The sequence below is a fragment of the Streptomyces inhibens genome (assembly GCF_003389455.1).
GTDB lineage: Bacteria > Actinomycetota > Actinomycetes > Streptomycetales > Streptomycetaceae > Streptomyces > Streptomyces inhibens.
The window spans coordinates 58,536-81,851 of record NZ_QUAC01000185.1 but is presented as its reverse complement, the minus strand read 5'-3'; the positions used below and the strand labels follow the sequence as shown (position 1 = coordinate 81,851).

21 protein-coding genes and 3 pseudogenes are annotated in these 23,316 nt (G+C 68.9%); 9 read left to right on the top strand and 15 right to left on the bottom strand.

Annotated elements, in window-relative coordinates; all coding sequences use genetic code 11:
- Window positions 1-543: 543 nt before the first annotated feature.
- Window positions 544-1,185 (bottom strand): TetR/AcrR family transcriptional regulator, encoded by a 642-nt coding sequence (locus DY245_RS23410; RefSeq protein WP_128509198.1) that lies wholly within the window; start codon window positions 1,183-1,185, stop codon window positions 544-546.
- 94 nt (window positions 1,186-1,279) lie between these two features.
- On the opposite strand from DY245_RS23410, the gene DY245_RS23405 reads away from it, so the two are divergent.
- A complete protein-coding gene (locus DY245_RS23405; RefSeq protein ID WP_181923827.1) occupies window positions 1,280-1,999 on the top strand; it encodes a hypothetical protein in 720 nt (239 codons plus the stop codon).
- Window positions 2,000-2,021: 22 nt separating this feature from the next.
- Here the strand turns inward: DY245_RS23405 and DY245_RS23400 are convergent, their stop codons facing one another.
- Entirely contained in the window at window positions 2,022-2,747 is a 726-nt protein-coding gene (locus DY245_RS23400) for a TetR/AcrR family transcriptional regulator (protein WP_128509197.1), read from the bottom strand.
- 138 nt (window positions 2,748-2,885) lie between these two features.
- Between DY245_RS23400 and DY245_RS23395 the strand changes: the two genes are divergently transcribed.
- Window positions 2,886-4,340, top strand: a complete 1,455-nt coding sequence (locus DY245_RS23395) for a serine hydrolase domain-containing protein (protein WP_128509196.1) — start codon at window positions 2,886-2,888, stop codon at window positions 4,338-4,340.
- A 21-nt stretch (window positions 4,341-4,361) separates the two neighbouring features.
- On the opposite strand, the pseudogene DY245_RS23390 reads toward DY245_RS23395, so the two are convergent.
- Window positions 4,362-5,235 (bottom strand): annotated as a pseudogene (locus tag DY245_RS23390) (IS5 family transposase).
- 248 nt (window positions 5,236-5,483) lie between these two features.
- The gene (locus tag DY245_RS23385; RefSeq protein WP_128509195.1) at window positions 5,484-5,798 is read right to left on the bottom strand and encodes an ArsR/SmtB family transcription factor; all 315 of its coding nucleotides are present in this window, start codon (window positions 5,796-5,798) and stop codon (window positions 5,484-5,486) included.
- Between the two features lie 219 nt (window positions 5,799-6,017).
- Between DY245_RS23385 and DY245_RS23380 the strand changes: the two genes are divergently transcribed.
- Window positions 6,018-7,226, top strand: a complete 1,209-nt coding sequence (locus tag DY245_RS23380; RefSeq protein WP_128509194.1) for an MFS transporter — start codon at window positions 6,018-6,020, stop codon at window positions 7,224-7,226.
- Between the two features lie 112 nt (window positions 7,227-7,338).
- On the top strand, window positions 7,339-7,917 hold the full coding sequence (locus DY245_RS23375; RefSeq protein WP_128509193.1) for a hypothetical protein: 579 nt from the start codon (window positions 7,339-7,341) through the stop codon (window positions 7,915-7,917).
- A 100-nt stretch (window positions 7,918-8,017) separates the two neighbouring features.
- On the opposite strand, the pseudogene DY245_RS47900 reads toward DY245_RS23375, so the two are convergent.
- The 4 genes and pseudogenes from DY245_RS47900 to DY245_RS23355 form a co-directional block, all read right to left on the bottom strand.
- A pseudogene (locus DY245_RS47900) lies at window positions 8,018-8,200 on the bottom strand (IS630 family transposase); the annotation flags it as partial.
- 81 nt (window positions 8,201-8,281) lie between these two features.
- On the bottom strand, window positions 8,282-8,776 hold the full coding sequence (locus DY245_RS23365) for a hypothetical protein (protein ID WP_128509192.1): 495 nt from the start codon (window positions 8,774-8,776) through the stop codon (window positions 8,282-8,284).
- 407 nt (window positions 8,777-9,183) lie between these two features.
- A complete protein-coding gene (locus DY245_RS23360) occupies window positions 9,184-9,864 on the bottom strand; it encodes a hypothetical protein (protein ID WP_128509191.1) in 681 nt (226 codons plus the stop codon).
- Window positions 9,865-9,935: 71 nt separating this feature from the next.
- Window positions 9,936-10,532, bottom strand: a complete 597-nt coding sequence (locus DY245_RS23355) for a hypothetical protein (protein ID WP_128509190.1) — start codon at window positions 10,530-10,532, stop codon at window positions 9,936-9,938.
- 85 nt (window positions 10,533-10,617) lie between these two features.
- On the opposite strand from DY245_RS23355, the gene DY245_RS23350 reads away from it, so the two are divergent.
- Window positions 10,618-11,040, top strand: coding sequence for a hypothetical protein (locus DY245_RS23350; protein WP_128509189.1), 423 nt, complete (start codon window positions 10,618-10,620; stop codon window positions 11,038-11,040).
- Between the two features lie 469 nt (window positions 11,041-11,509).
- Here the strand turns inward: DY245_RS23350 and DY245_RS23345 are convergent, their stop codons facing one another.
- Window positions 11,510-12,250, bottom strand: a complete 741-nt coding sequence (locus DY245_RS23345) for a response regulator (protein WP_244943210.1) — start codon at window positions 12,248-12,250, stop codon at window positions 11,510-11,512.
- Window positions 12,247-13,542 carry a sensor histidine kinase gene (locus DY245_RS23340; RefSeq protein WP_244943209.1) on the bottom strand — a complete coding sequence of 432 codons (1,296 nt, stop codon included), beginning with the start codon at window positions 13,540-13,542 and terminating at the stop codon, window positions 12,247-12,249. The genes DY245_RS23345 and DY245_RS23340 overlap by 4 nt, the downstream gene beginning before the upstream one ends.
- Before the next feature lie 287 nt (window positions 13,543-13,829).
- On the opposite strand from DY245_RS23340, the gene DY245_RS23335 reads away from it, so the two are divergent.
- Together DY245_RS23335 and DY245_RS23330 are read left to right on the top strand one after the other, a co-directional pair.
- A partial coding sequence (locus tag DY245_RS23335) for an ABC transporter ATP-binding protein (protein ID WP_128509203.1) occupies window positions 13,830-14,708 on the top strand: 879 nt, incomplete at its 5' end.
- Window positions 14,705-15,481, top strand: coding sequence for an ABC transporter permease (locus tag DY245_RS23330; protein ID WP_128509188.1), 777 nt, complete (start codon window positions 14,705-14,707; stop codon window positions 15,479-15,481). The genes DY245_RS23335 and DY245_RS23330, both read left to right, overlap by 4 nt.
- Before the next feature lie 94 nt (window positions 15,482-15,575).
- Here DY245_RS23330 and DY245_RS23325 read toward each other — a convergent pair whose 3' ends face one another.
- The 3 genes from DY245_RS23325 to DY245_RS23320 form a co-directional block, all read right to left on the bottom strand.
- On the bottom strand, window positions 15,576-15,896 hold the full coding sequence (locus DY245_RS23325; protein WP_342354209.1) for a GNAT family N-acetyltransferase: 321 nt from the start codon (window positions 15,894-15,896) through the stop codon (window positions 15,576-15,578).
- Between the two features lie 243 nt (window positions 15,897-16,139).
- Complete coding sequence (locus tag DY245_RS47585) at window positions 16,140-16,265, bottom strand: hypothetical protein (protein WP_280524996.1); 126 nt, start codon at window positions 16,263-16,265, stop codon at window positions 16,140-16,142.
- Between the two features lie 321 nt (window positions 16,266-16,586).
- Entirely contained in the window at window positions 16,587-18,323 is a 1,737-nt protein-coding gene (locus tag DY245_RS23320; protein ID WP_128509186.1) for a pentapeptide repeat-containing protein, read from the bottom strand.
- 1,308 nt (window positions 18,324-19,631) lie between these two features.
- Here DY245_RS23320 and DY245_RS44595 point away from each other — a divergent pair.
- Window positions 19,632-19,823 carry a hypothetical protein gene (locus DY245_RS44595; RefSeq protein ID WP_128509185.1) on the top strand — a complete coding sequence of 64 codons (192 nt, stop codon included), beginning with the start codon at window positions 19,632-19,634 and terminating at the stop codon, window positions 19,821-19,823.
- A 302-nt stretch (window positions 19,824-20,125) separates the two neighbouring features.
- On the opposite strand, the pseudogene DY245_RS23310 reads toward DY245_RS44595, so the two are convergent.
- Window positions 20,126-20,636: pseudogene (locus tag DY245_RS23310) on the bottom strand (GNAT family N-acetyltransferase).
- 96 nt (window positions 20,637-20,732) lie between these two features.
- The gene (locus DY245_RS23305) at window positions 20,733-21,890 is read right to left on the bottom strand and encodes a Dyp-type peroxidase (protein WP_128509184.1); all 1,158 of its coding nucleotides are present in this window, start codon (window positions 21,888-21,890) and stop codon (window positions 20,733-20,735) included.
- Between the two features lie 213 nt (window positions 21,891-22,103).
- Between DY245_RS23305 and DY245_RS23300 the strand changes: the two genes are divergently transcribed.
- Window positions 22,104-23,315: a right-handed parallel beta-helix repeat-containing protein gene (locus DY245_RS23300; RefSeq protein WP_128509202.1), complete on the top strand. Its 1,212-nt coding sequence runs from the start codon at window positions 22,104-22,106 to the stop codon at window positions 23,313-23,315.
- Window position 23,316 lies beyond the last annotated feature (1 nt).

Below are 23,316 nucleotides of genomic sequence, written 5' to 3'. Positions count from 1 at the left end.
ACGACATCCACGAAGCCTTTCTCACCCTGGGATGCGCACTCATCTGCTGGCGGCGCCTGAAGTCATTGCGTTAGGAGTTCTTACTGGAGCGAACTGGAGCGTGGCGGCAACTTCCTCGCGCTGGAGCAGCCAGAGGAGTTCGTCACCGATGTCCGCGCCTTCTTCGGCACGCTCGGCAGCGGACACGGTTGTCACCGCGAGGCCCGGGCAGCCCCCGGCGCTGATGCGCCAGGCGAGCGTTGCCCGGGCTGGACCGCTACGGGTCGCCCTGATCGGCTGCAGCCTCGGACTCCTCTCCGACTGCACCGCACAGCAATCACACGGACCAGATCGCCTGAGACGGCGGGCGAATCGGACCAGATCATCTGAGATTGGGGCCAGGTCGGCTGAGACGGGACAGTGGCAGCGTCGAGTTGGATGCGAGTAATCGGCCCTTTCTCGGTGACGCATCACGTGGAGTGCGTCGACGATCCTCGAATCAGCGGAAAGACCGGAGTTGGCGGGCAGGGTAGCGGCCAGGCGGGCTGCGAGATTTTCTGCTCCTCAGGCGCGACTGTCATCGTTCTTCATGAGGGTCTCGAATGCTGTGCACAGGAGCTTGATGCTTCGCTGGAACTTCTCGTTCTGGCCCAGTCGGGGCATCTGCTCCATGACGAGGGGGAAGCGCGCGCGCAGGGCGGCGTAGGTCTCCGCGGTGACGGTCGGTGTCTGGGGCTCGGTCTGCTCCTGGAGGACGAAGCCCGTGACGTGGCTGAGGAGGGTGTCGGCCGCGATCCCGCTGTGCTCGACGGGGACGCCGGCGTCGAGAAGAGTCTTGAGGAGGCGCTCCATCAGGGACAGGCCGCCGGTGCTCAGAGCCCCGGGGCTGTCGGCCAGCAGGAGTGCGCCGCCCGGGTGCTGCTGGATGCTCCGGCGCAGTTCAGCGGCTTGAACCTCGATCTCTTCCCGCCATGTCGCCTCGGGCGGAAGCGCGGCCAGAGCAGTGCTGCCTGCGTCGTACGCATGCCGGCAGACGCGGTCGGCCATCAGCGCGAGCAGTTCGTCCTTGCTGTGCACGTGGTAGTAGAGGCTGCCCGCGTGGGCGCCGAGCCGCTCGGCCACTTGGCGCATGGACAGGCCGTGGTATCCGGTTTCGGCGAACGTGGCCATGCCGGCGTCGACGATTCGCTCCTTGGTGAGCTTCATGGGGCCACCGTAGCAACTTTTCAAACAGTGTTGGAAAAGCTGTGCTAGCGTCACGGCTGACCGATTTCGAACACTGTTGGAAGGCTCGGGGGACATGGGCGGACTGCTGTTCAACGCGACCACGGCTGCGTTGATGGTGATGATGATCAATAGTGGGCTCGGCGCGGTGGGGCGCGACTCGCTGCGGGGGCGGCCCGTCCCGTGGGTCGCGGTCGGCCTGACCGTGCTGGCGGTGGCCGGTGTCGTCCTCCAGCTGTGCTGGGCGGGGGCGATGGCCGCACTCGACGACGACCCCACCAAGACCGGCTGGTGGCGGGTGGTCACCTCGGTCTTCATGCAGAACGGCGGCGTCGCCGGCGCGCTGTGGAACATCGCCACCCTCGCTTTCGTTGCGGCGCTCGCGCAGTGGCTTTCCGGCGGTCCGCTGACGGTGCTCCTCTTCGTCGCCGGCATCCTCCTGCCGGAGCGGATCGACGCCCTGCTCGGCCTGGGCGGCGGCTCCAGTGCCGACCCCCGCAACTTCGCGGGCAGTTCCGGCGCCACCTACTTTCTCGGGGCGACCCTGGCCGCGGCCCTCCTGACGCGCACCCGGATCAAGAAGGAGCAGGCTCTCGCGGTTGGCGTCCCGACGCTCGGGCTGCTGATGTGGTGCGCGCAGGACAACGGCCACGGCCTCGTCGCCGTGTACGGCTTCGTGCTCGGAACCCTTGTCTGGGCGGTACGGCGCTGGACGCGGCGCTCGGCGACGCCGCACGCCGCGACGGAGACCCGGTCCCGCAGCGCCCGCCAAGTCAAGCACTCATCCGCCAAGTGAAGCGCTAATACTGCAACCGCAACTAGGGCGTGAGACGGGCCGCCAGGCCATCGAGGACGCGGTCGAGCCCGTACGCGAAGTTGTCATCGCGGATCCGCTGCGGGTGCACGTCCTGCTGGGCGGAGCTTCCCGAGCGCAGCCGCGGGTGCTCCTGCGTGGCCTCGTCGAAGGCCGGTCGCAGGCCCGCCACCCACTCCTGCTCGGTCGTGCCGCTGCGGGCGATCAGTGAGAGGCACGCGGCCTCGGCGGTCGCGATCCCGATGACGTACGCCATGAGTGTGCCCATGGTCTGGTTCATCTCGTCCGTGGGGGAGCCCGCCGCCTCGAACTGCGCGAGCAGCGTCGACGACATCGGCATGGCGTTCGGGTCGATGTGGACGAGGCCGACCTGGCCCAGTTCGGGGGCGATCCATGGGTGGTGCAGGGGCATCGCCCGCAGTTCGGTGGCGGTGCGGGTGACGGCCGCGCGCCACCGGGTCCCGTCGACGGCGGTAGGTACGTCCGGTTCGCCGTAGACGTCGTCCACGACCAGCTCGATCAGTTCGCCCTTGTTGGCCACGTGCCGGTACAGGGAGGTGGCCGCCGTACCCAGGCGGGTGCCGAGCTTGCGCATGCTGAGCTCCTCGACGCCCTCCGCGTCCAGCAGGCGGATCGCTTCGGCGACGATCTGCTCGCGGGTCAGGTGTTCCCGCTGCCGAGGGCGCGGCCGGGTCCACACCGAGGCGGTCGGCTTCTCGTCGGCTGGCATGCGGCTCTCGTCTCTGCTCGTCCCACGTCCATCGTCCCCACTACTTAGCGCACGCTGTACGCACCTTGCGTACAGCGTTACGCCATGCGTACAGTGTTCACATCGAGAGAACGTCGTACGCAACAGATGGGGGCTGACATGTCGAAGAACGTGAGCTGGGACGCGCAGGGCAACTGGAACGCCGAGGGCGACTGGGGGACCAGGGACTCGACGGGCCGCAAGCTGGACCTCGCCCACTGGCAGGCCCGGCTCGACGCGCTGCGCGCCAAGCACCACGTTCCGGGCGCATCGCTCGCGGTCCTCGTGGACGGGACCGTCCACGAGTTGGCCAGTGGCGTGCTGCACCGCGGGACGGGCGTGACGGCGACGACCGACTCGGTCTACCAGATGGGCTCGATCGCCAAGATCTACACCGCCACCCTGATCATGCGGCTCGTCGAATCGGGCCAACTGGACCTGGACGCGCCGGTCGTGGACGTGCTGCCGGAGTTCTCGGTCGCCGACCCCGAGGCGACCAGAGCGATCACCACACGCCAACTGCTCAGCCACACAAGCGGTCTCACCTGCGACTTCACCTACGACAGCGGGCGCGGCGACGACTGCCTCGCCAAGTACGTCGAGGCCGCGAAGGACGTGGCGCTCGACTGCCCGCCCGGCGAGGCGATCTCGTACAGCGGCATCGGGTACAACGTGCTCGGCCGCATCATCGAGGTGGTGACCGGCAAGGTCTGGGACGAGGCGCTGAAGGACCTGCTCCTCACCCCGCTCGGCCTCACCCACACCATGACGCTGCCCGAGGAGGCCCTGCGCTTCCGCGCGGCGATGAGTCACCTGGGCGAGCCGGGCCAGGACCCGGACCCGGCGCCGTCCTGGGACCTGATGCCGCGCTCGGCGGGCCCGTACGGCAGGGTCATCGCCACGGCCGGGGACCTCGCACGGCTCGCACGGATGCACCTCGCCGGCGGCGTGGCGGAGGACGGTACGCGCGTGCTCTCCGAGGAGACGGTCGCGCTGATGCAGCGGCGCGAGGTCGACTGCCCCGACAAGTGGACGGTCAGCTCGGACGGCTGGGGCCTCGGCTGGACCCTGTACGACTGGCACGGCGTCCAGGGCTACGGCCACGACGGTGCCTCCATCGGGCAGTACGGCTACCTGCGCGTCGTGCCCTCGGCGGGCGTCGCGGTCGCGCTGCTCACCAACGGCGGCGGTGCGCGTGAGGTGTACGCGGCGCTCTACCGGGAACTCCTCGCCGAGTTGGCCGGGGTGACGATGCCGGAGCCCTTCGCTCCGCCGGCCCAGCCGCCCGTGGTCGACTTCGCGCCGTTCGTGGGCACGTACCGGCGCGAGGGCGTGGTCATCACCGTGACCGAGCGGGACGGTGCGGGCCACGCGGTGTACGAGTTCGTCGACGGTATGAAGGACTTCTCCGAGCCCCTGGAAATAGACCTGGTACCGGTGACGGAGACGGTCTTCGCGGGGACCGGGGTGGGCGCGGCGTTCAGCGAGGACTACATGCCCGTGGTCTTCTCCACCCTGGAGGACGGCACGGCCTGCGTTTACATCGGCATGCGCTGCGGCCCCAAGGTCGCCTAGGGTCTGTTGCGAAAGTGCTGGTCAGAGCCATTCGTTGATGGCTGCGACGAGGACGGTTGCTTCGTAGCGGACGGCGAGTTTGTCGTACCTGGTGGCCACTGCCCGGTGCCTCTTGGGGCGGTTGATGCCGCATTCGACCGCGTGCCGCTGCTTGTAGTCGTCCTTGTCGAATGCCGGTGGACGGCCGCCTCGGGAGCCGAGCTTCTTGCGGTTGCGGATCTGGTCGGCCTTCGCTGGAATGGTGCAGATGATGCCGCGTCTGCGGAGGTAGGCCGGTTGGCTGGGGAACCGTAGGCTTTGTCGCCGCGGACCTTGTCGGGCCGGGGGCGGGGACGGCCCGGTCCCGGACGGCGGACCCTGATTTTCTCGAGCACGGGCTGAAAGTACGGGCTGTCATGCCGGTGGCCTGCCGTGATGAGCACAGACAGTGGTTTGCGGCCCTGCGCGGTGGCGAGGTGGACTTTCGTGGTCAGGCCGCCCCGGGAACGCCCGAGTCCGTGATCCGCCGGCTCGACGGCGATACCTCCCAAAGGCTCCTTCTGGAGGTCCCCTTTTTACGCGCGCCAGCTGCGTGCTGATGAGCACGGCAGACGGTGGAGTCCACACTGACATCCCAGCTGATCAGGTCTTTCGCATCCGCATCGGACTGCAGCTGCTCGAGGATGTGATGCCAGGTGCCGTCACGCCGCCACCTGCGGAACACGTCGTACGCCCGGTCCCACGGGCCGTACCGCTCGGGTACATCCCGCCATGGCGTCCCCGCCCGGGTCCGCCACCGTATGCCGTCTGTCAACTGCCGCCTGGTCCTTATCGGCGGCCGCCCCTGCTTCTTCCCCTTCGGCAACAACGGTTCCCACCGGACCCACTGAGCATCTGTCAGATCTCCACGCGCCACATCGTGATCACCGCCGATCAAGATCCACTTTCGTAACAGACCCTAGTGGCCTGAGTCAGAGATTTTCTGATAGTTCTCGGACTGTCTGGGCTTACAGAAGGACCGGCTCCCTTGTGGGGCAAGCAGCTCGGGCGTACCGCCCGGCCCCTTTGGCGTCACCGAACAACGCCATGACGGCCGCCCCTCACGATCCCCACTGACAACGTGCCTGGGTGTGAGGGGTGTTCCGGGAGAGGGCGGCGGGTTGTTCAGGCGGAGTTGATGTTGTCCAGCACTGCGCGCAGCAGTCCAGGGAATCGTTCCTCGAACTCGTCGGCGCGCAGCCGGGCGCTCTGTTTCTGGCCTCGGTGTAGCCGGAGGAGGATCCCGCACTCCCGCAGAACGCGGAAGTGGTGGGAGGCGTTCGACTTGCTGATGTCCAGGGTGTTGTAGATGTCGGAGCACTCCGTTTCGCCCTGGTTGGCGAGGAGTTCGACGATGCGGAGTCTGAGCGGATCACTCAGGCCGTGCATCGCGTCGGCAAGGCTGACATTGGCCAGCTCGGCGTGAAAGGTGTCTCGCATGGTGGTTGGCCTTCTTCAACCTCGCACCGAGGTTGTGTGGTGATGGGTACGGGTCGCCATTATTGACGCCTTTGCCGTCGCGGCCCATCACTGGAAGGTGGGTGCCATGGCCAAGGGGCGGGCGGCCCCTTCAACGGCTCGCGGGATATGACGAGTTGGGCTTGCCCGGACGGAGCGCCACCCCTCACAAAGGTTCAATGATTCTTGTACTGTTGGACTATGAACCCAAGGATCTACCTCCTGGCTCTCGGTACGTTCACAGTAGGAACCGAGGGGTACGTGATCGCCGGCGTACTCCCTGATGTGGCGCACGACCTGCATACATCGGTCTCCGTGTGCGGGCAGATGGTCACCGTATTCGCACTGGTCTACGCACTCGCCGGGCCGCTGTTAATCGGGCTGTTCCAGAACGTGCGGCCCAAACGGCTGCTCATCGGCGCCGCGTTGGGGTTCGCCGCAGCCAATCTGATTGCCGCGGTCGCGCCTGACATCGCCGCTCTGGCCGGTGCGCGCGTGCTGGCCGCGATGGGGGCCGCGCTCTTCGCGGCTCCTGCGGCAGCGGCGGCCGCCGCCCTGTGTCCACCAAAAGACCTGCCACGGGCGTTCGCTGTGACGGCCGGGGGGAACGCACTTGCGCTCACCCTCGGCGCTCCGATCGGCACCATCGTGGGCGCCGGGTTCGGCTGGCGGGCGGCGTTCGGCTTTGTCACCCTTCTCGCGCTGATCACGGCGGCGGCCGTGTGGGCCGGGCTCCCCGAGATTCCCCCGTCCACGGCTTCGGCTGCCGGACGGCTCAATCTCCTGCGTCAGCGCCCGATCCGGTGGGGTCTGCTGACCACGCTGGGGCTCTTCCTGGCCGCGTACACCGTCTACACCTACCTATCGCCCGTGGTGCACAAGGCAACCGGGCTCGGCAGCGAGGGCGTGGCCGCACTGATGATTGTCTTCGGCGCGGGCGGATTCCTCGCGGGACGGCTGATCGGCTCCGCGCTCGCCAAGCATCCGATCGCGACGGTCCTGCGCACCGCCCTGCTCGTGATGACGCTGCTCCTCGCGGTCCTCACCCTCACGACGTTCATGCACCTACCGGCCGTTGCCAAGGTCATTGCGTTCCCGCTGCTGTTCACCCTCGGCGCGGCATGGTGGTCCGGTGGCATCAGCCAGCAGACCCGGCTCGCCGGCCTTGCGCCGCAGCAGCGGTCCCAGGCTCTGGGCCTGCACTTCTCCGCCCAGTACCTGGGCGTGGCCATCGGTGGTGCGGTGGGCGGGCTCGCCCTCTCGGCGGCCGGTGCCGGCGCGGTGCCGGCGGTCGCCGGTGCCATCGCTCTGCTCACCATCCTCAGCGTCCGGCAGCTCGTACCGGATGCGCGGCCGGACGGCTCCGCGGCCGCGGACCGCGAGCTGTCCAATGACGCGACGTCTGTGTGATGAGTGGTGAGCCCGGGCTCCGGAGTGCGCCCCTCCGGAGCGACTCGCCTCATCAAGCCTCGGCTCAACCCCCCTTAACCACCAACAGCGTTACGCTGGCAAGGAGGCACCCATGGGCACAAACCGGCATGACTGGCTGTTCGGCACCGGTGCAACCCCCACCGAGAAGCTCCTGGCGCACGCGACGGCGGTGCTCGGTGCACTGGTAGTGGTCCTAGCCGGGGGCCACGTGGGCTGGTCCTGGTGGCAGTGGGCCCTCGGACTGGCGTTGGTCTGGGACCTGGTGGGGGGCGTCGTGGCCAACGGGCTCGACACCGCCAAGAGTTTCTACCACTCGCCGCTGCCTGCGACCGAGCGGAGGAGCGTCCGCTTTATGCACCATCCGATCGGTTTTACCGGCCTCCACATCCAGCCAATCCTCGCCGGGATCCTCTTCCCGGGCGGCACCTGGTGGTGGGGAGTGCTGTGGTACGGCTGGGCCCTCATCGGAGCCATCGTCGTCGAAGCCGCACCAGAGCGGTTGCAGCGGCCGATTGCGCTGGCCGTCGTGGTCACCGGCGCGATGGTCTCCCCGCTCCTTCCCGGCCCAGCCGGTCTGAGCTGGCTTCCTGTTGTGCTCCTGCTCAAGTTGGTGCTGGCACACGGTGTACCGGAAGGGAAAGGGGCACCCCACGGGGCAATCTCGGCGTGAAGTTCCGACGCGCGGGCTCAGGACGAACGGTGTTCTGGCCGTCGGCTTCTGGTCAGACAGAAGGGGTGTCCAGCCGGATCGGGGGGCACCCGCCACCGGTCACCCGGTCCGCGCTGGTGAACGTCGCCTCGGCGATCTCCGCCACCGGCATGCCCTGCGCGGACAGCAACACCATCTGGGCCCGCCGTCAGGTCACCACCGATCCGCTGCCGCTGCGGATGATCCGCAGCAGTCGTCGGCCCTCGCCGTCATCGATCTCCCGAACCTGAACTCTCTCGGCCACGCCGACCCGTGTTCGCTGTTCTAGGGCGCGTCCGGTGAGCCACCAGGCGAACCATCGGACAGCCCCACAGCCGAGCGCGATTCAGGAACTGTCGTTCAGTCCTGCAGCCGGGGACGGTTCGGGTGGCGGCGTTTGTCCTGCGGTGCGTATCTGATGGGCGCGTTCGGGCTGGCCGTCTCGGTCAAGGATATGGGCGAGGCTGGTGACCAGATGCTGGCGAGCGTCGTCGGGCAGGTTGCGGACGAACTCCTGAAGGATTTGTGCTACCTGGACCCAGGTGGTGTTGGGGGCGTAGGAGGCTGCGGCGGTGATCAGGTGCTCGACGCGTTGCACGGTCTCCTCGTCGATGGCCTCAGGGTGGTCGAGGAACCAGTAGGCGAAGGCCAGCGACGGATCGGAGAGCAGAGCATCGCGCAGGTCTTTGGCGCGCTGGAGGCGGTGGCGGTCTTGGTGGGCGTGCTGGTCGGCCTGGTGCTGGTCGCGCAGGAGACTGTCGGCGCGGGCGGCCTGCTGAGGGTCGGCGGTCAGCTGGATGTGCGCCCACAGGAGACGGACAGGGGCGTGCGGCAGGTCCACGGGCTGGCCGAGGCGACTGTTGGTTCTTGCTTCCGCGAGGGCAGCCTGGCTTAGCTGGACTGCGCCAGCGACATCTCGCGCCACAGTCAGTGCGTGGTCCGCTGCCGCAGCTTGAGGATGCTCGTGCGGGCGACGGGCGGGCAGGTGCTGCCAGGCGCCGGTGAGGTGAGCGTCGAAGTGGTAGCCAGGGAGCTGGCTGGGCAGAGTGCAGCACGGCTCCAGGCTTCCGTGGTGCCTTCGGTGCCACCGCGCGCTGGTCCTCCGGGGCATGGGGGCCGGGCGCAGGGATGGCGGGGTCGGCGTTGTGTAGGGCAAGGAGCAGCCGGTCGCGTTGCACTTCCTGCTCGGACGGGGGGGCGGAGCGATTGCGCAGGTGCCCAAGCGAAGAGCAGATGGTTGAGAGCCAACTAGCGGTCGGCGGCGTAGACGGTGTCGGTCTGCGGCTCATAGACGGCGTGCTGGAGGATGGTCAGGATCGGGTCCTGTAGGTCCTGTAGGTCCTGTAGGTCCTGGAGGGATGTGGCTGCGTTCATCCAGGCGGTGAGGGCCTGTTGCAGGAGGGACGGGGGCAGTGTGGCGTGGTCCATCAGCAGGCCGCGCCAGCGGGCTGCCTGCCAGGCCCGGTGCATGTCCTCGTGTGCTGTGGCCAGGAGGACGGGGCACCCGACCTCGGTGGTGCGCGCGGCGAGGTGCAGAAAGGCGTGGTGTGCGGCGGTACGGCGGCCCTTCTCCGGGCTACGAGACCATTCGGCGAGCTGGCCTTGGATGTCCTTGCGATTCTTGGGCTGGTCCCACAGCACGGTCAGTGCTTGCCCAACCGCGTTGGTGACGTCCTCGTGGTCGGTGTGGGCGGCGAGTTCGGTCAGCCGTAGCAGCATCATGGTGGGGTAGATGTCGGCGAGGCGTTCGCATGCCTGAGCCAGCGCCACCTTCAGGTGCGGCGGGATGTCCTGGTCACTGCGCCGGGCCCATGTGAGGTAGGCATCGCGGGCCCGCCGGCCGGTCCCGGTGTCCAGGGCGGCTACGGTGAGCAGGTCGCGGGCCTGCTCGGGCAGGGGCTGGGCCCATTGACCAGCGATTTCACGCAAGAGCTCTGTGGCTCGCTTGCCGCGCATGTACCTAAGCGCCCAACCAGTTACCCTGCCGGCCAGCTGATTTGCTACGTCGTCAGGCAGGTCCTTGTTGCTGGTCTGGTCGGCCGTCCAGCGGGTGAACTGCTGAATGAGATGAGGGCGGTCGGCCCAGAAGTAGTCGACGACGGCCTCGACGTAGCCGGTCCGCGGAAACAGACGGTGTCCTCATCGGACAGGTCGGCCTTGATGGCATGAGTCAGGGCGATCACGCCCAAGCCTTGCTGACCGGGGCGGGGCGCAGGAGTCTCGCCCAGAGCTTCGGCAAGGGTCTCGGCGGCCGCGTAAATCGTCTCTACCGGGGCGCCATCCAGCACCGCAGCGGCCAGCAGGTAGTTGCGGTGGTCGCTGTCCTCGTGCTCGGTATGCCACTCCAGCAGCCGGGTGCGCCAGTCCTCCGAAGCCTGGACCACCTCATCGACCAGGTCCTCGAAGGGCGTATCCCCATCCGGGTCGAGGTACTCGGCCTCGCAGATTGCGCGGGCCCACTCGACCACCTCGGCTGGTGGCATGCCTGCGATGCCTTCGGCGATCTCGGAGTCATCGAGCCAGCGGGCTGCCTTCACCGGCGGCGTTGCCTTCTCCAGGTGGGCGCGTAACACCTCTTCCGGTGCGGGGAGCGGCAAGGCGTGGGCTAGGACGTTGGTCCCTTTGCTGGCGTGTCGCCAGGCCGCGGTGTCGGTGAGGACAGTGAGATAGGAGCCGGCACGCTTGAGGTGGCAGGGCGTCTTCCCTCAGGGCTGGGCCGACGCCGGAGGGGAGCCTGTCGCCCTCTTCCCGCAGGTCGAGGATCCAGCCGGCCCCCTGGCCTTCCAGTCCTTCGGCGGCGAAGACCTCACCCGGTTCGCGGCGCACGTGCCGGATGTTGTCGCCCACCTCGCGGTGCAGGGCGGCCAGGGCGGCGGTGTAGCGGCCGGCGCTTTCCGAGGCATGCAGTACAAGGACGTGTTCTCGGGTGAGGATGCTGTGCAGCTCCTCTCGTTCGTGCGCGGGCCGCTCGTAGGTGGACAGCCGCTCGGCGATCCACTCCGGAGGCAGCAGGTCACCGCGCAGTCGGTTGATCGCCTGTGCATCGGAGGAGCCGTCGTCGACTCCAGGGGCCGTTGTTCGGGCCGTACTGGGCTTCGGGGCTGACGGTGTTGTGAGAGCGGGACGCATCGTGGGTGGCGGGTCCGTTCGTGGGGTTTCCGCACTTCATCGATGACCCCCCTGCCTCGGCCCCTGCCCCGGCCCGGTCCGGGACCAAGGGCCGCCGTTGCCGTACGACGGAGGAATGCACCTGCCCCCAGCCACAGTTGGTGGCGAGGATCTCGCGGGCCGAGTACTCGGCTGAGCCTGCCGAGGAGACGGGCCCGGCCGCCGCGCTCTACACGGCCGTGTGCCAGACGTGCGACGGACCGTACAGACGGCCTTGGCGCCGGGTGCCGTCCGGGAACCACCGATGAGACGCGGGGAGGGCGCGGTCGGGCGGTGCGCTGCGCTTGTTCGCGGTATCCGGTTTCCCGGGAGCGCCTGTTCATCGCTGCGGAGCTGACATGCCGCCCAGTTGAGGGAAGTTGCGCGCATCGCGAGCAGGTGAGAGGTGGACGCGGCGCCGGCCAGGTCAGCGCCGCCGGTATGGCGGGGTATCAGCCCGGGGCCCCGTCCGCGCCGCCTCGACGAGGCCGGTTTCGTAGGCGACGATCACCAACTGTGCGCGATCGCGGGCGCCGAGCTTGGTGAGCAGGTGGCTCACATGCGTCTTCACGGTGGCCATGCCCAGGTGGAGCCGCTCGGCGATCTCGGTGTTGGTGAGCCCTCGGGCGATGAGCATGAGCACCTCCTGCTCCCGCTCGGTCACCCCGTTCAGCGTGCGGGCGAGCGGCTGGGACGGTTCGGGGCGGCGGGCGAACTCCGCGATCAGGCGCCGGGTCACGGCCGGGGCCAGCAGTGCCTGGCCCGCGGCGATGATGCGGAGGCCGGCCAGCAGCTCACCCGGCGGGGTGTCCTTGAGGAGGAAGCCGCTGGCGCCGGCCCGCAGCGCCGCGTAGACGTAGTCGTCCAGGTCGAACATGGTCAGGACGAGCACCCGCACCTCCGCCGTCTCGGGTGAGCTGCAGATCTCCCGGGTCGCCTCGATGCCGTCCATGTCGGGCATCCGGATGTCCATCAGGACCACGTCCGGCGGGTCCTGACGGGCCAGCCGCACCGCTTCCGCACCGGTCGCCGCCTCTCCGGTGACCATCAGTCCGGGTTCGGCGTCCACCAGCACACGCAGGCTGCCGCGCAGCAGCACCTGATCGTCGGCGAGCAGGACGCGGACGGGACCGGTGGTCGGGCGGCTCGGCGCGTCCACGCCGCTCACCGGGCCTCCCCGTACGGCACTGTGGCGGTCACGGCGAAACCGCCCTCCGGGCGCGGTCCCGCGTCGAAGGTCCCGCCGTACATCGCGACGCGTTCCCGCATTCCGATGATGCCGTGGCCGCCGGGTCCGGGCGGCGCCGGCTCCGCGCGGTGGCTTCCGGCGTCCGTCATGCGGCTTCCGTCGTTTGCACGGCTTCTGCCGTCCGTCACATGGCTTCCGGCGTCCGTCACGTCGATGCGTACCTCGTGCCGGGTCGCTTCGACCGCGACGCGGCAAGGCGTTCCCATGGGGGCATGTCTGATCACATTGGTGAGTGCCTCCTGCACGATCCGGTAGACGGTGAGCCCCACCCCGTGCGGCAGTCCTTCCACGCCCCGCACCGACAGCTCGGCTCCTGCCCGCTCCGCGAGTCCGGACAGGTTGCCGGGGCCCGGAACGGGTCCCCGCGCGGGCGGTGGCAGGCGTTCGCCATCCGTGTCGGAGCGCAGCACACCGAGCATCCGCCGCATGTCGGTGAGCGCGTCTCGGCTGGTGCTCTCGATGATGCGCAGCGCGTCGTGGGCCTCCTCGGGGCGGGTGCGCACCACGTGGTTGGCGACGCCCGCCTTGACCGCGATCAGGCCCATGCTGTGGGTGACCACGTCATGCAGCTCGCGCGCGATCCGCAGCCGCTCCTCGGCGACGGCCCGTTGCGCAAGGTGCTCGGCCACCCGGGCCGCGTAGGCGCGCCGCTGCCGGACCGCGCCGCCCAGCTCCCATGCCCCCAGCAGCGCCGCGAAGCCGAGCAGGAGCAGGCCGGGACCGCCCGTCCGCCAGTACGGCTGCCCGGCGCGGACCACCTCAAGGGTGCCCGCCACACAGAGCAGCGCGAGCGTGAGGTAGGGCAGCCACCGCTCCCACCAGCGCCGCAGCGGGCTGGTGAGCGCGACCGCGTAGAGCGCGAAGGCCGCCGGGAGAAGCGGGTCCCACACCGCGTCCCGGGCCACCGCCACCGCGGTCACGACCGTCACGACGCCGAACACCGGGAGTGGCCAGATCCGTCGTACGGCGAGCGGCACGGTGGCCGTGGCCATCAGCGCCAGTTGCTCCCACTGCTCCCACGGCGATGGGCCGTCGGACGGCGGTTGTGGCGGCGGCGCGGATCCCGCGGAGCCTGCCGAGCCTGTCAACAGCAGCACGGCCATGTAGGCGAGCACGGCCGCGCAGTCCAGCACGATCAGCGCGTGCCGGCTCAACCGCCGGGCGAAGAAAGTCTGTTGGGCCTCCGCGGCAGCCGTTCGACGTATGTCCACGGCACGACCGTATCCGCAGCGGGCGCAGCGCCACCTCCGCCCCCGGGCCGTCCTTGCGTCTCATCCTCCGGGCGGATCCGCGGGCCGTATCCGCAGGGCCGCTCCACCCGCGGGGGGACCCGGTCCGCTCCCACCCGGGCCCGATGTGCCCGGCCCCCGCCCCGCGGCACAGTCACCGGCATGATCGAAGTCCGCGAACTGACCAAACGCTATGGGCGGAAAACCGCCGTCGACACGCTGTCGTTCCAGGTGCGCCCGGGCCGCGTGACCGGCTTTCTCGGGCCGANACCGCCGTCGACACGCTGTCGTTCCAGGTGCGCCCGGGCCGCGTGACCGGCTTTCTCGGGCCGAACGGCGCGGGCAAGTCCACCACGATGCGCATGATGCTGGACCTGGACCGGCCGACCAGCGGCGACGTCCGCATCCACGGACTGCCCTACCGGCGACTACGCGAACCGCTGAACACCGTGGGCGCCTTGCTGGACGCCAGGTCCGTGCACGGCAACCGCACGGCCCGTGCCCATCTGCGCTGGCTGGCCCGCAGCAACCGGATCCCGGAGCGCCGGGTCCGCGAGGTCATCGACCTGACCGGTCTGGGGAGCGCGGCCGACAAACGGGCGAGGACGTTCTCCCTCGGCATGAGCCAGCGGCTCGGCATCGCCGCCGCTCTGCTGGGCGACCCGCCGGTGCTGCTGCTCGACGAGCCGGTGAACGGGCTCGACCCGGAGGGCATCGTCTGGATCCGCCGCCTCATGAAGCACCTGGCGGCCGAGGGCCGGACGATCCTGTTCTCCAGCCACCTGATGAGCGAGGCGGCACTGACCGTGGACCACCTCATCGTCATCGGCCGCGGACGGCTGCTCGCGGACTCCGGCATCGCCGAGTTCGTCGACCGCCACACCCGGCCCTGCGTACGCGTCCGTACTCCCGAGCCCGCACGGCTGCGCGCGGTGCTCTCCGACGCCGGGATCAGGACCGACGCCGACGCCGACGGCAGCCTGGAGGCCACCGGCGCCGGCGTGGAGCGGATCGGCGAGCTGATCGCGCTCCACGGGGTGACGGTGCACGAGGTGACACGGCGGACGGCCTCTCTCGAAGAGGCATTCATGCGGCTCACCGGGGAGTCCGATTCCGTGGCCTACCGGAGCGGGGAGTGGCAGCGATGACGAACACGGCCTTCTCACCAGCGGTCCTGGCGTCCGAATGGATCAAGATCCGAACCGTGCGGTCGACGGCCTGGACCCTGGCGCTGACCTGCGTCCTCAGCATCGGTCTCGGCACTCTGGTCGCACGGGGCCTCCGCGCCAACATCGACCATGCCGTGAACTTCGACCCGGTCTTCGCCGGGCTGTACAGCGTGACGATCGGACAGCTCGGCCTTGTGGTGTTCGGGACGCTGCTGGTCGGTTCCGAGTACTCCTCGGGAACGATCCGGACCTCACTGGCGGCGGTGCCGCGACGTGGTGTGTTCTTCGCTGGGAAGGTGCTGTCGGGCGCACTGGTGGCCCTCGTCGTCTCGGTGGCCACGGTGATCGTCACCTTCGTCGTCGCGCAGACGGCACTCGGGCCGTACCGCACCACGATCGGCGCGGCCGGAGTGCCGACCGCGATCGTCGGCGCCTGCGTCTACTTGACGCTCATCTGTGTGTTCTCCATGGGAGTGGCCACTATGCTGCGCAGCTCCGCGATTTCGCTGGGCATCCTTCTTCCGCTGCTCCTTCTGGGATCCCAGGGGCTCGGAAACGTCCCGGCGCTCAAGAGCGTCCTGCAGTACCTCCCCGACCAGGCCGGCCTGGTGCTCATGCACATCAGCGGCCCGCAGGACGACCCTCGCTTCGGCCACGACTACGGCCCCTGGGGCGCGCTGATGATCCTGGTGGCATGGACGGCCGCCGCCCTCGTCGGCGGCCACTTCACGCTGTGCCGTCGTGATGCCTGAGGGGGGATGAGGACCCTTCTCCTGCGGGCTGCGGGCTGCGGGCTGCGGGCTGCGGGCTGCGGGCTGCGAGCCGCGGGCCGCGGGCGCGTCTCGGTCAAGGCCGGTAGATGCACTCCGCCAGCGTTGCGTGCTTCTTCCAGCCCAGCGTCTCGTACAGCGCCCGGCCGGCATCGGTCGCGCCGAGTACGCCCAGCACCGCCCCCTGGGCCGCGGCGCGCTCGGCGAGCGTACGCATCACGAAGTGGCCCAACCCGCGCCGCCGATGGGTCTCCGCGGTCACCACCCGGTCCACCACCGCGGCCTCCCCCAGGACCGCCAACTGACCCGCGGCCGCCTGCTCGCCCGTCGCGTCCCGCACCCGGACGTGGACGACGGCACCGATGGCCTCCACGGTCGTGGTGTATCCCTCGGGCACGTCCGGGTCCGTGGCCACTCACCGCACTGCGGCACGGCGATGCGGACCCGGTCCGCACGGGACAGCCTGGGGGCTGCTGCTGCGGACCGGGTCCTGCCGGTCGCGGCGTACCGGCGGACGAACCTGACGTCGCGGCAGATAGCACTATCGAGTTCCGCACCAGCTCACCTTCCCTCTGCGCCTCGAATACGCGGAGGCGCGCGATGAGGGCAAGAGACGCCACCAGGATTCGCATGAACGGCTCTACTCCTCGCCCAGCCCGGACAGCGCATGCCGCTGCGCGGCAAGAGCAAGGCCGGCCTGGCGGGACGCCTCGACGCGGACGACGTCGACCGCGCGCTCAACTGGCCAACTACAGCGCTCAGTCACATGTGTGTGACTGAGCGCTGTAGTTGGCGAGTGAGCGCTTTAGTTGGCGGGCTCTGAGCGTTGTACTTGGGGGGCGTGAGACTTAGCGCTTGAGTTGGCCCCTTAGCGCTTGAATTGGCCCGTCGCAGCGTTGGGGTTGGCCTGCAGGGTAGCCGTCGTCCCGTCTACCGGGTCTGTCCGGTGACCGTACAGACCCGGGGGCAGCGCACCGCAGTCGACTGGGGAAGCGTTGGTGTTCCAAGCTTGCGCTATTCGAAGCTCGGGGAGCATCGGAGCAAGGAACAACCGTACGATGTTCGGTTTGCTGAACAACTCGGGGTGTCAGCGTTTGATGCGGCTGCGCACGGCAAGGACGGCCAGGGCGAGCAGGACGGGCTCGGTGAGGCGGCTCAGCATCGCGGTGTAGGTGCCCCAGGTGGTGAGGTCCTGGCTGCTGGAGCGGAACACGACGGAGTTCAGCACCACCTGCAGGGCTTTGTCGAAGCGCTCTGCTGTGAACCGGTCCTGGATGGGCAGAGTCAGCCGCGGGTCCTGTTCGTCCACGGTCAGCGTCACCTGCCCGCCGCTGGTCGAGCCGGTGCCGCCGGCATCCTGTCTTTGTGAGGAGTCGGGCAGGCCGAGCCCCATCATGAGCACGATGGTGGCGGCGATGGCGGTCATTAGCCAGCCCATGGAGCGGGAAGCGCGCAGGCCGTAGCCGGACAGCAGCCAGTATCCCCACAGCAGGCCCCGTTCGCTTGCAGGGGTGCCGGTGCGGTCGTGGCGGCGCATTTCCATTTCGCCGTAGTAGAAGTCGGCGGCGCCGGGCTCGTTCTTGCCGTCCTCGAATGCTTTGCGTAGCTGCCGGTACAGCACGACCACGTCCTCCGGGTCAGGTGTGAGGCTGGGGTCGGGGTGGTGGGGTCCGGTGTGCCAGTGACGGGGTGAGGGGGCCTGGCCCGGGGGCGGGGCGGGCTGCCCGGCTGTTTGCGCGCGCCAGTGGTGTTCTTCGGCCAGGGTGCGGCGGCGGGTCCACCGGTAGGGCCATACGCGGTGGAGGCCGGTGGGGGTGGGAGCGAAGGTGCAGCGACCTTCCAGACGAAGCTGGTCGAGGTGGAAAGCCTCGGAGAACAGGCAGTCGCTCAGATCGGTGTCAGTCAGGACCAGGCGCGCAGCGTCCACCCCCTGGACCGAGACCAGTCTCACCCTGTCATCGGAGCCTGCCAGCAGGCTCTCGTCCACGGTTTGCCCGAAGCGGGTGGTGAAGGAGACGGGGTGAGCGTTGACCGCCATGGGGTAGAAAAGCGCCGCGTGGCCGAGGTCCGTTGCCGCGTACCGCAGGCGCAGGGCTGCCGTGGACTCCCACTGGGTCCTCTCGCAGTGCACGAAGCCCGCCGCGATCTCCAATGCCACCCGTTTGCCGAACACTGCATCGGACAGGTCCACAGTCTTCGCACACACCGCCGGCCCAAACGACGACATCACCGCAAACCGCGCTCCCCTGAACTCGGCATTGCCGGCGAACTGCACCCGGTCGAACCGGGTGTCGCCGGAGAACTGCGCTTCATCGAACGAGCCGTCGCCGGAGAACTGCGCTCCGCTGAACGAGCCGTCGCTGGAGAACTGGGCTCCGCCGAACCGGGTGGTGTCGGAGAACTGAGTGCTGCGGAACGAGGTGGCTCCGGAGAACTGCGCCCCGTCGAACCGGGCGGTGTCGGAGAACTGCGCCCTGCCGAACACGGCGGCTTCGGAGAACTGCGCCCCGTCGAACGAGGCGGTGTCGGAGAACTGCGCCCTGCCGAACACGGCGGCGCCCATGCGGGGGCCCTGAGTGGTGGGGTCGTGGAGAGCTCGGAGGAGGGGTTCGGTGAAGGGGGTGGCGCGGTGGTCGATGTCGGCGCCCGGGGTCAGGGGGGCGAGGTAGGCGTCGCGGTCGGTGTCGTTCAGGTGGGCGAGGCATGAGGTGTGGCCGGGGACATGGATGCCGGGGCAGCCGACGGGGTCGGTAGCGAGGCCAGCGCCGTATCCGCAGTACGGCCACGACGGCGCGGACGGTGTGGGCGTTGATGGTGTGCTCATGGCCTTGGGCTCCGGGCTTTCGGCTCGCGACAGGCTGGGGCGGGTGCCGGGCGTACTGCGCAGACCGTCAGAAAGGGCGTGATTCGCCCAGGTTAGCGCCTGCCTTGGCGGGAAGAGTGGGCACGCAATCGGAAGGCCCCACGTACGGCCCTTGCAAGCTGAGGCCGACCGTCGACGGACTCGCTCAGGAAGATCAGGTCGGGTCGGCCGGTCCAACTAAGATGGGCCAACACAAGCGCTAAAAGGGCCAACTCAAGCGCTAAGTCTCACCGTATGTGACTGAGTTCCTCAGATGGCCCGTGAGCGGTTGAGTTGGCCCGGCTGAGCGTCGCAGTTGGCCGGTGCGTGTTCAGCCGTGGGTGAGAAGCTGTTTCCGATCCTCGGTGCTTAGGACGGTGTCAGCGCTCGCCTGTGGAGTCTCGGGTGCTCTCGATGGTGGGGTTAGCGGCCCCAGTGCCTGGTCCGGCCGGGGGCCGACACCGCCAGGGACGCCGCCTTCGCCGGTGGGGTTAGCGGCCCCAGTGCCTGGTCCGGCCGGGGGCCGACACCGCCAGGGACGCCGCCTTCGCCTGGTGTTGGCTACGTCGTGGCTGAAATCGGGGGGGTGATCACTCGGGTGAGCGATGGGGAATAAGCCGTGACTCCGGTGCAGGTGCCCGGGGTCCGCTGCCTCCGGATGGGCTGGCTGCGAGGGAAAAGGCGTCAGACAGGTGGAACGCGGGACGGGGGTGACGCCTGGTGGCCGCTGGGCGGGCCCCTGGCTTTTGTGCTGGACGGAAGCGATGAGGCGATCTTTTCGCTGCCCTGGTGGGTTTCCGGCCGTCGCGTGGTGTTCGAGTGAGGTCAAACGCGGCTGCGGACAGGTTGTTCCTGCGGGCGCTCGTTGCCCGTCCGCCGCGCGGTCGCGGCGGCCCTTCACAAGGGTGGGCGGCTGGGCAGGCTGTCGCGCGGGGGCGGACCTTCCGCCGGTCGTGGCGCGTGTCCAGGCCCTTCGTTTGTGTCGACTCCGCGAGAGGATCCCTCATGTCGGTCCGAAAGTCGTCTCTTTCCGTGTGCTTGGGCGCTTCGTTGCTGGTCGCCGTTGCGCTATCGGCGTCGGCCACTACGGCCGGTGCGGCCCCGGTGCCGGGGGCGGAGAAACGCTGTTCCATCGAGGACTTCCGCACGAATGATGGTTTGAAGCAGATGAGCTCAAAGGTTGAGTTGTGCGCGTCCACTGACGGTAAGACGTTGGAGTATGGGCTGGCATCGGCGAGGTGCTTCATCTCATACCCGCTCTCTTCGTGGAGCGAGCTCCCCGAGTGCTACGTGAACGCATCGAATCTACGCAGCGTGTCCAAGAACGGCGTCCCGTTGGATGTAAAGGAGCTGCGCTACGCGGGGCCTGGCACCTACCGCTTCACTCTGCGCCTGCACGTCGATGGTCACGACGGGGGCAGGCAGATCGACACCTGGGTCGATGGTGAGCCCACGTACCAGCTGAACCTCACCACGCCGTAGGAAACGACGAGCCCGTCCTGTCGGGGACAGTGCCCACAACGGATGCGGGAGCGGCTAGAGGTACCGTCCTCCAGAGCTGATCGGCCTCCTCGGAGTAGCCCATCGCTGGGCGATGCAGACAGGCACCGCACAGTGATGGGCGCGCTGCCACACTCAGCGGGTGAGGCTCCCGCATTGATCTTCGAGGTCAGCCTCCGCTACCCAGCGGGCCACCTCTGATGCTCAGCCGGGCCAACTCAACCGCTCACGGGCCATCTGAAGAACTCAGTCACAGGGCGCCAGGGGGGCGACTTCGGCCTTGGTCAGGTGATGGTTGGGCTGCGACGTTCGATAAGGGCGACGTCGCGCCAGGCGCCATGGTGGCGACCGATGCGTTCGTGGGTGCCGATGATGCGGAAGCCTGCCTGCTGGTGGAGCCGGAGGCTGGCGGTGTTCTCGGGGAAGATGCCGGACTGAATGGTCCAGATCCCTGCCGCTTCGGTGGACGCGATCAGTGCGTTGAGGAGAGCGGCCCCGGCTCCCTGTCGACGGGCTTCGGGGTGAACGTAGTCGGAGTGCTCCACCACGCCCGCGTACGCGCAGCGGTCGGAGACCTTCGTGGCGGCTATCCAGCCGAGGATGCGCCCGTCGGTGTCGAGCGCGATGTGTCGGTGGTTGAGGAGTTCGGCTGCGTCGAACGCTTCCCAGGTGGGTGCGGTGGTCTCGAAGGTGGTGTTGCCTTCGTCGATGCCGAGCTGGTAGATCGTCAGCACGTCTTCGAGCATGTTCGGCGGTCAGCTCGGTGATCGCCGGTGGTCGGCGTTTGGCATCCATTTCTGACAATCGGGGGAGCCGACTCCCGGCTCTGTTCTGGTCTGAGCCGCTGCCGGTCGGCCGTCTGATCAGGCCGAGGCGGCGGGCACGGCGTGATCAGCCGAACAGCTGGGAACCGAGCGGGTGCTGCCGGTCGAAGCCGGGGAGGATCAGGAATGTCGCGCTGGCGGTTGTGGTGGTGAATTGCAGCAGTGCGTCGGAGGTGTCCATGTGGGTGAGGGTGGCGGTGAAGGTCCGCAGGTCGTTCTGGAAGCTGATGAAGAGCAGGCCGGGGGCGGGCTCGTCGGTGCTGTAGGAGCGGCGGAGCATGAGGCCGGCGCCGACCACGGCGGGGTTCGCCCTGCGCACGTGGGCGTCCGCAGGGACGAGATAGCGTCCGTCTGGTGTCTTGGCGCCGAGTTCCGGGCTCGAGGCGACGGTGCCGCCGGAGAGGGGGACGCCGGTGGCCCGGAGCCGCCCGAAGACCGCTTCCTGCTCGGCTACGGACAGGGCGGCGAACCGCGGCAGGTCGAGTTCCATGCGCCGCAGTACGGCAAGGGTGCCGCCGGCGACCGCGGGGGGTCCGGCCAGCCACAGGTTGCGTTGTTGTTCGGTGGTCGTGTGCGGGCCCACGATGCCGTCGATGAAACCGAGTGGGTTTCGTGGCGCGGTAAGGCCGTTGCCGAGAGGCAAGTTCGTACCGCGGCGTGCGGACTGCCGCCAGCGTTCGTGGATGCGGTCACCGGCCTGGTCCAGGAGCGCGGCGGCTGCGACCGGTAAGAGCAGCGCGTCGCTGGCGCAGATCTGTATGAGCAGGTCACCGCCGCGTGCCCGTGGGGCGATCCGCTCTCGGGAGAATCGCGGGAGGTCGGCCGTGCCGGGCAGCGAGGCACCGGCCGTGCGCACCAGTCGGGGGCCCACGCCGACGGTCACGGTGAGGTCGCCCGGCGGCAGGCCCAGCAGTCGTGGGTCGGTCCCCGTGGTGAGTGTGCGGATGGCCTGGCCGAGTTCGGCCAGTAACGGCCCGGGAGCGACGGTGGCACCGAGGTCGGCCACCACCGCGAGCAGGTTGGGCTGGGCCGGCTGGGGGAGCGTGATGCCTGCCTGATGGCGGCCCGTCGCCACAACCGGCATGGGCGTGGCCACTGTGGAAGGGGCGTGCCGGCCTGGCTGGGCGGAGTCCGATGTGCACCCGGCGGTCAGACCGGCGGCCACCATCGCGCCGGTGACATCGAGAAATGTGCGGCGCGACGGGTGGTGATCGGCTCGGTGCATGGTGTGCAGAGTGCCACACCGGAATCACGGATGCCGGCCAACTTCGGGATCCTGGCGTGGAATTGGGCATCATGCGAGACTGGGATCATGCCTCGATTAGCTCTTCGCGTGGTGGCGGCGGTACTGGGCACGCTGACACTTGTGGTCGGCTGCGGCGGCGATGGCGGATCGGGCAAAGGCCGGCGACCGAGCGGTGCGCATGTGACGATCCGGGTGCCTGGCGATGCCCCGACGATCTCGGATGCGGTGTCTCTTGCTCACCCTGGTGACCTGGTGCTGGTCGCGCCGGGCGTGTACCACGAGTCGGTGAAGATCGACACGGCGCGCATCACTCTTCGCGGTTTGTCCCGGGACAAGGTGGTCATCGACGGGCGGTTGCAGCAGCCGAACGGCGTCGTTGTCTCGGCGCCCGGGGTGGCCGTGGAGAACCTGACCGTGGAGAACAACACGCAGAACGGGGTCCTGGTCACCGGTTCGGCGAAGGCGGCCGCCGGCCTGCCGGGGCAAAGCGGCGGCTACGACACCGGCGACGAGCCCGTCACCTTCCTGAAGTCGTTCCTGGTCTCCCACGTGACTGCGACCCGCAACGGTCTGTACGGCATCTACGCGTTCTCCGCCCAGAACGGTGTCATCGAGCACTCGTACGCGTCGGGCGGCGCCGACTCGGGGATCTACGTCGGCCAGTGCAAGCCCTGCAACATCGTGGTGCGGGACAACGTCGCCGAACTCAACGCGGTCGGTTACGAAGGCACCAACGCCAGCGAGGACGTGTACGTGGTCGGCAACCGCCTGGTCGGCAACCGGGTCGGACTCACCACCAACTCCGACCACCAGGAGAAACTGCTCCCGCAGAAGGGCTCCGTCATCGCGGGCAATCTGATCGCCGCCAACCAGCAGACGGCCACCCCGGAGCAGGCCGACGGCGGGTGGGGCACCGGCATCGGCATCGACGGCGGCAGCGACAACCGGTTCATCCGCAACCGCATCGCCGACAACAGCAACGCCGGGCTGGTGATCACCGCGACCACCGACTTACCTCCGGTCGGCAACCAGATCGTGGACAACACGTTCACCGGCAACGGCGTCGACGTCGGCTGGACGTTCCCCACCGCCACGCGGGGACGGGGCAACTGCCTGCGGGGCAACGATCTGGGCACCACCGTGCCCGCCCGGCTCACGACGACTGCGGCCTGCCCGCTTCCGGCCGGGTCGTCCTCGCCGGCCGGCACGTGGGCGGCGCCGACGGCACCCGGTGGCATCCCGTTCACCGAGGTCGCGGCGCCTGCTCCGCAGCCGCAGTTCCCCAACGCCGCCACCGCGGGCGCCACCGCTGTCCCGCCCGTCCCGGCCCTGCCGAAGACGGAGGGCATCCGGCTGCCGCCGGCGTCCCTGCTCGCCGCGAACGCGCGGGTGCAGACGTCCTGAA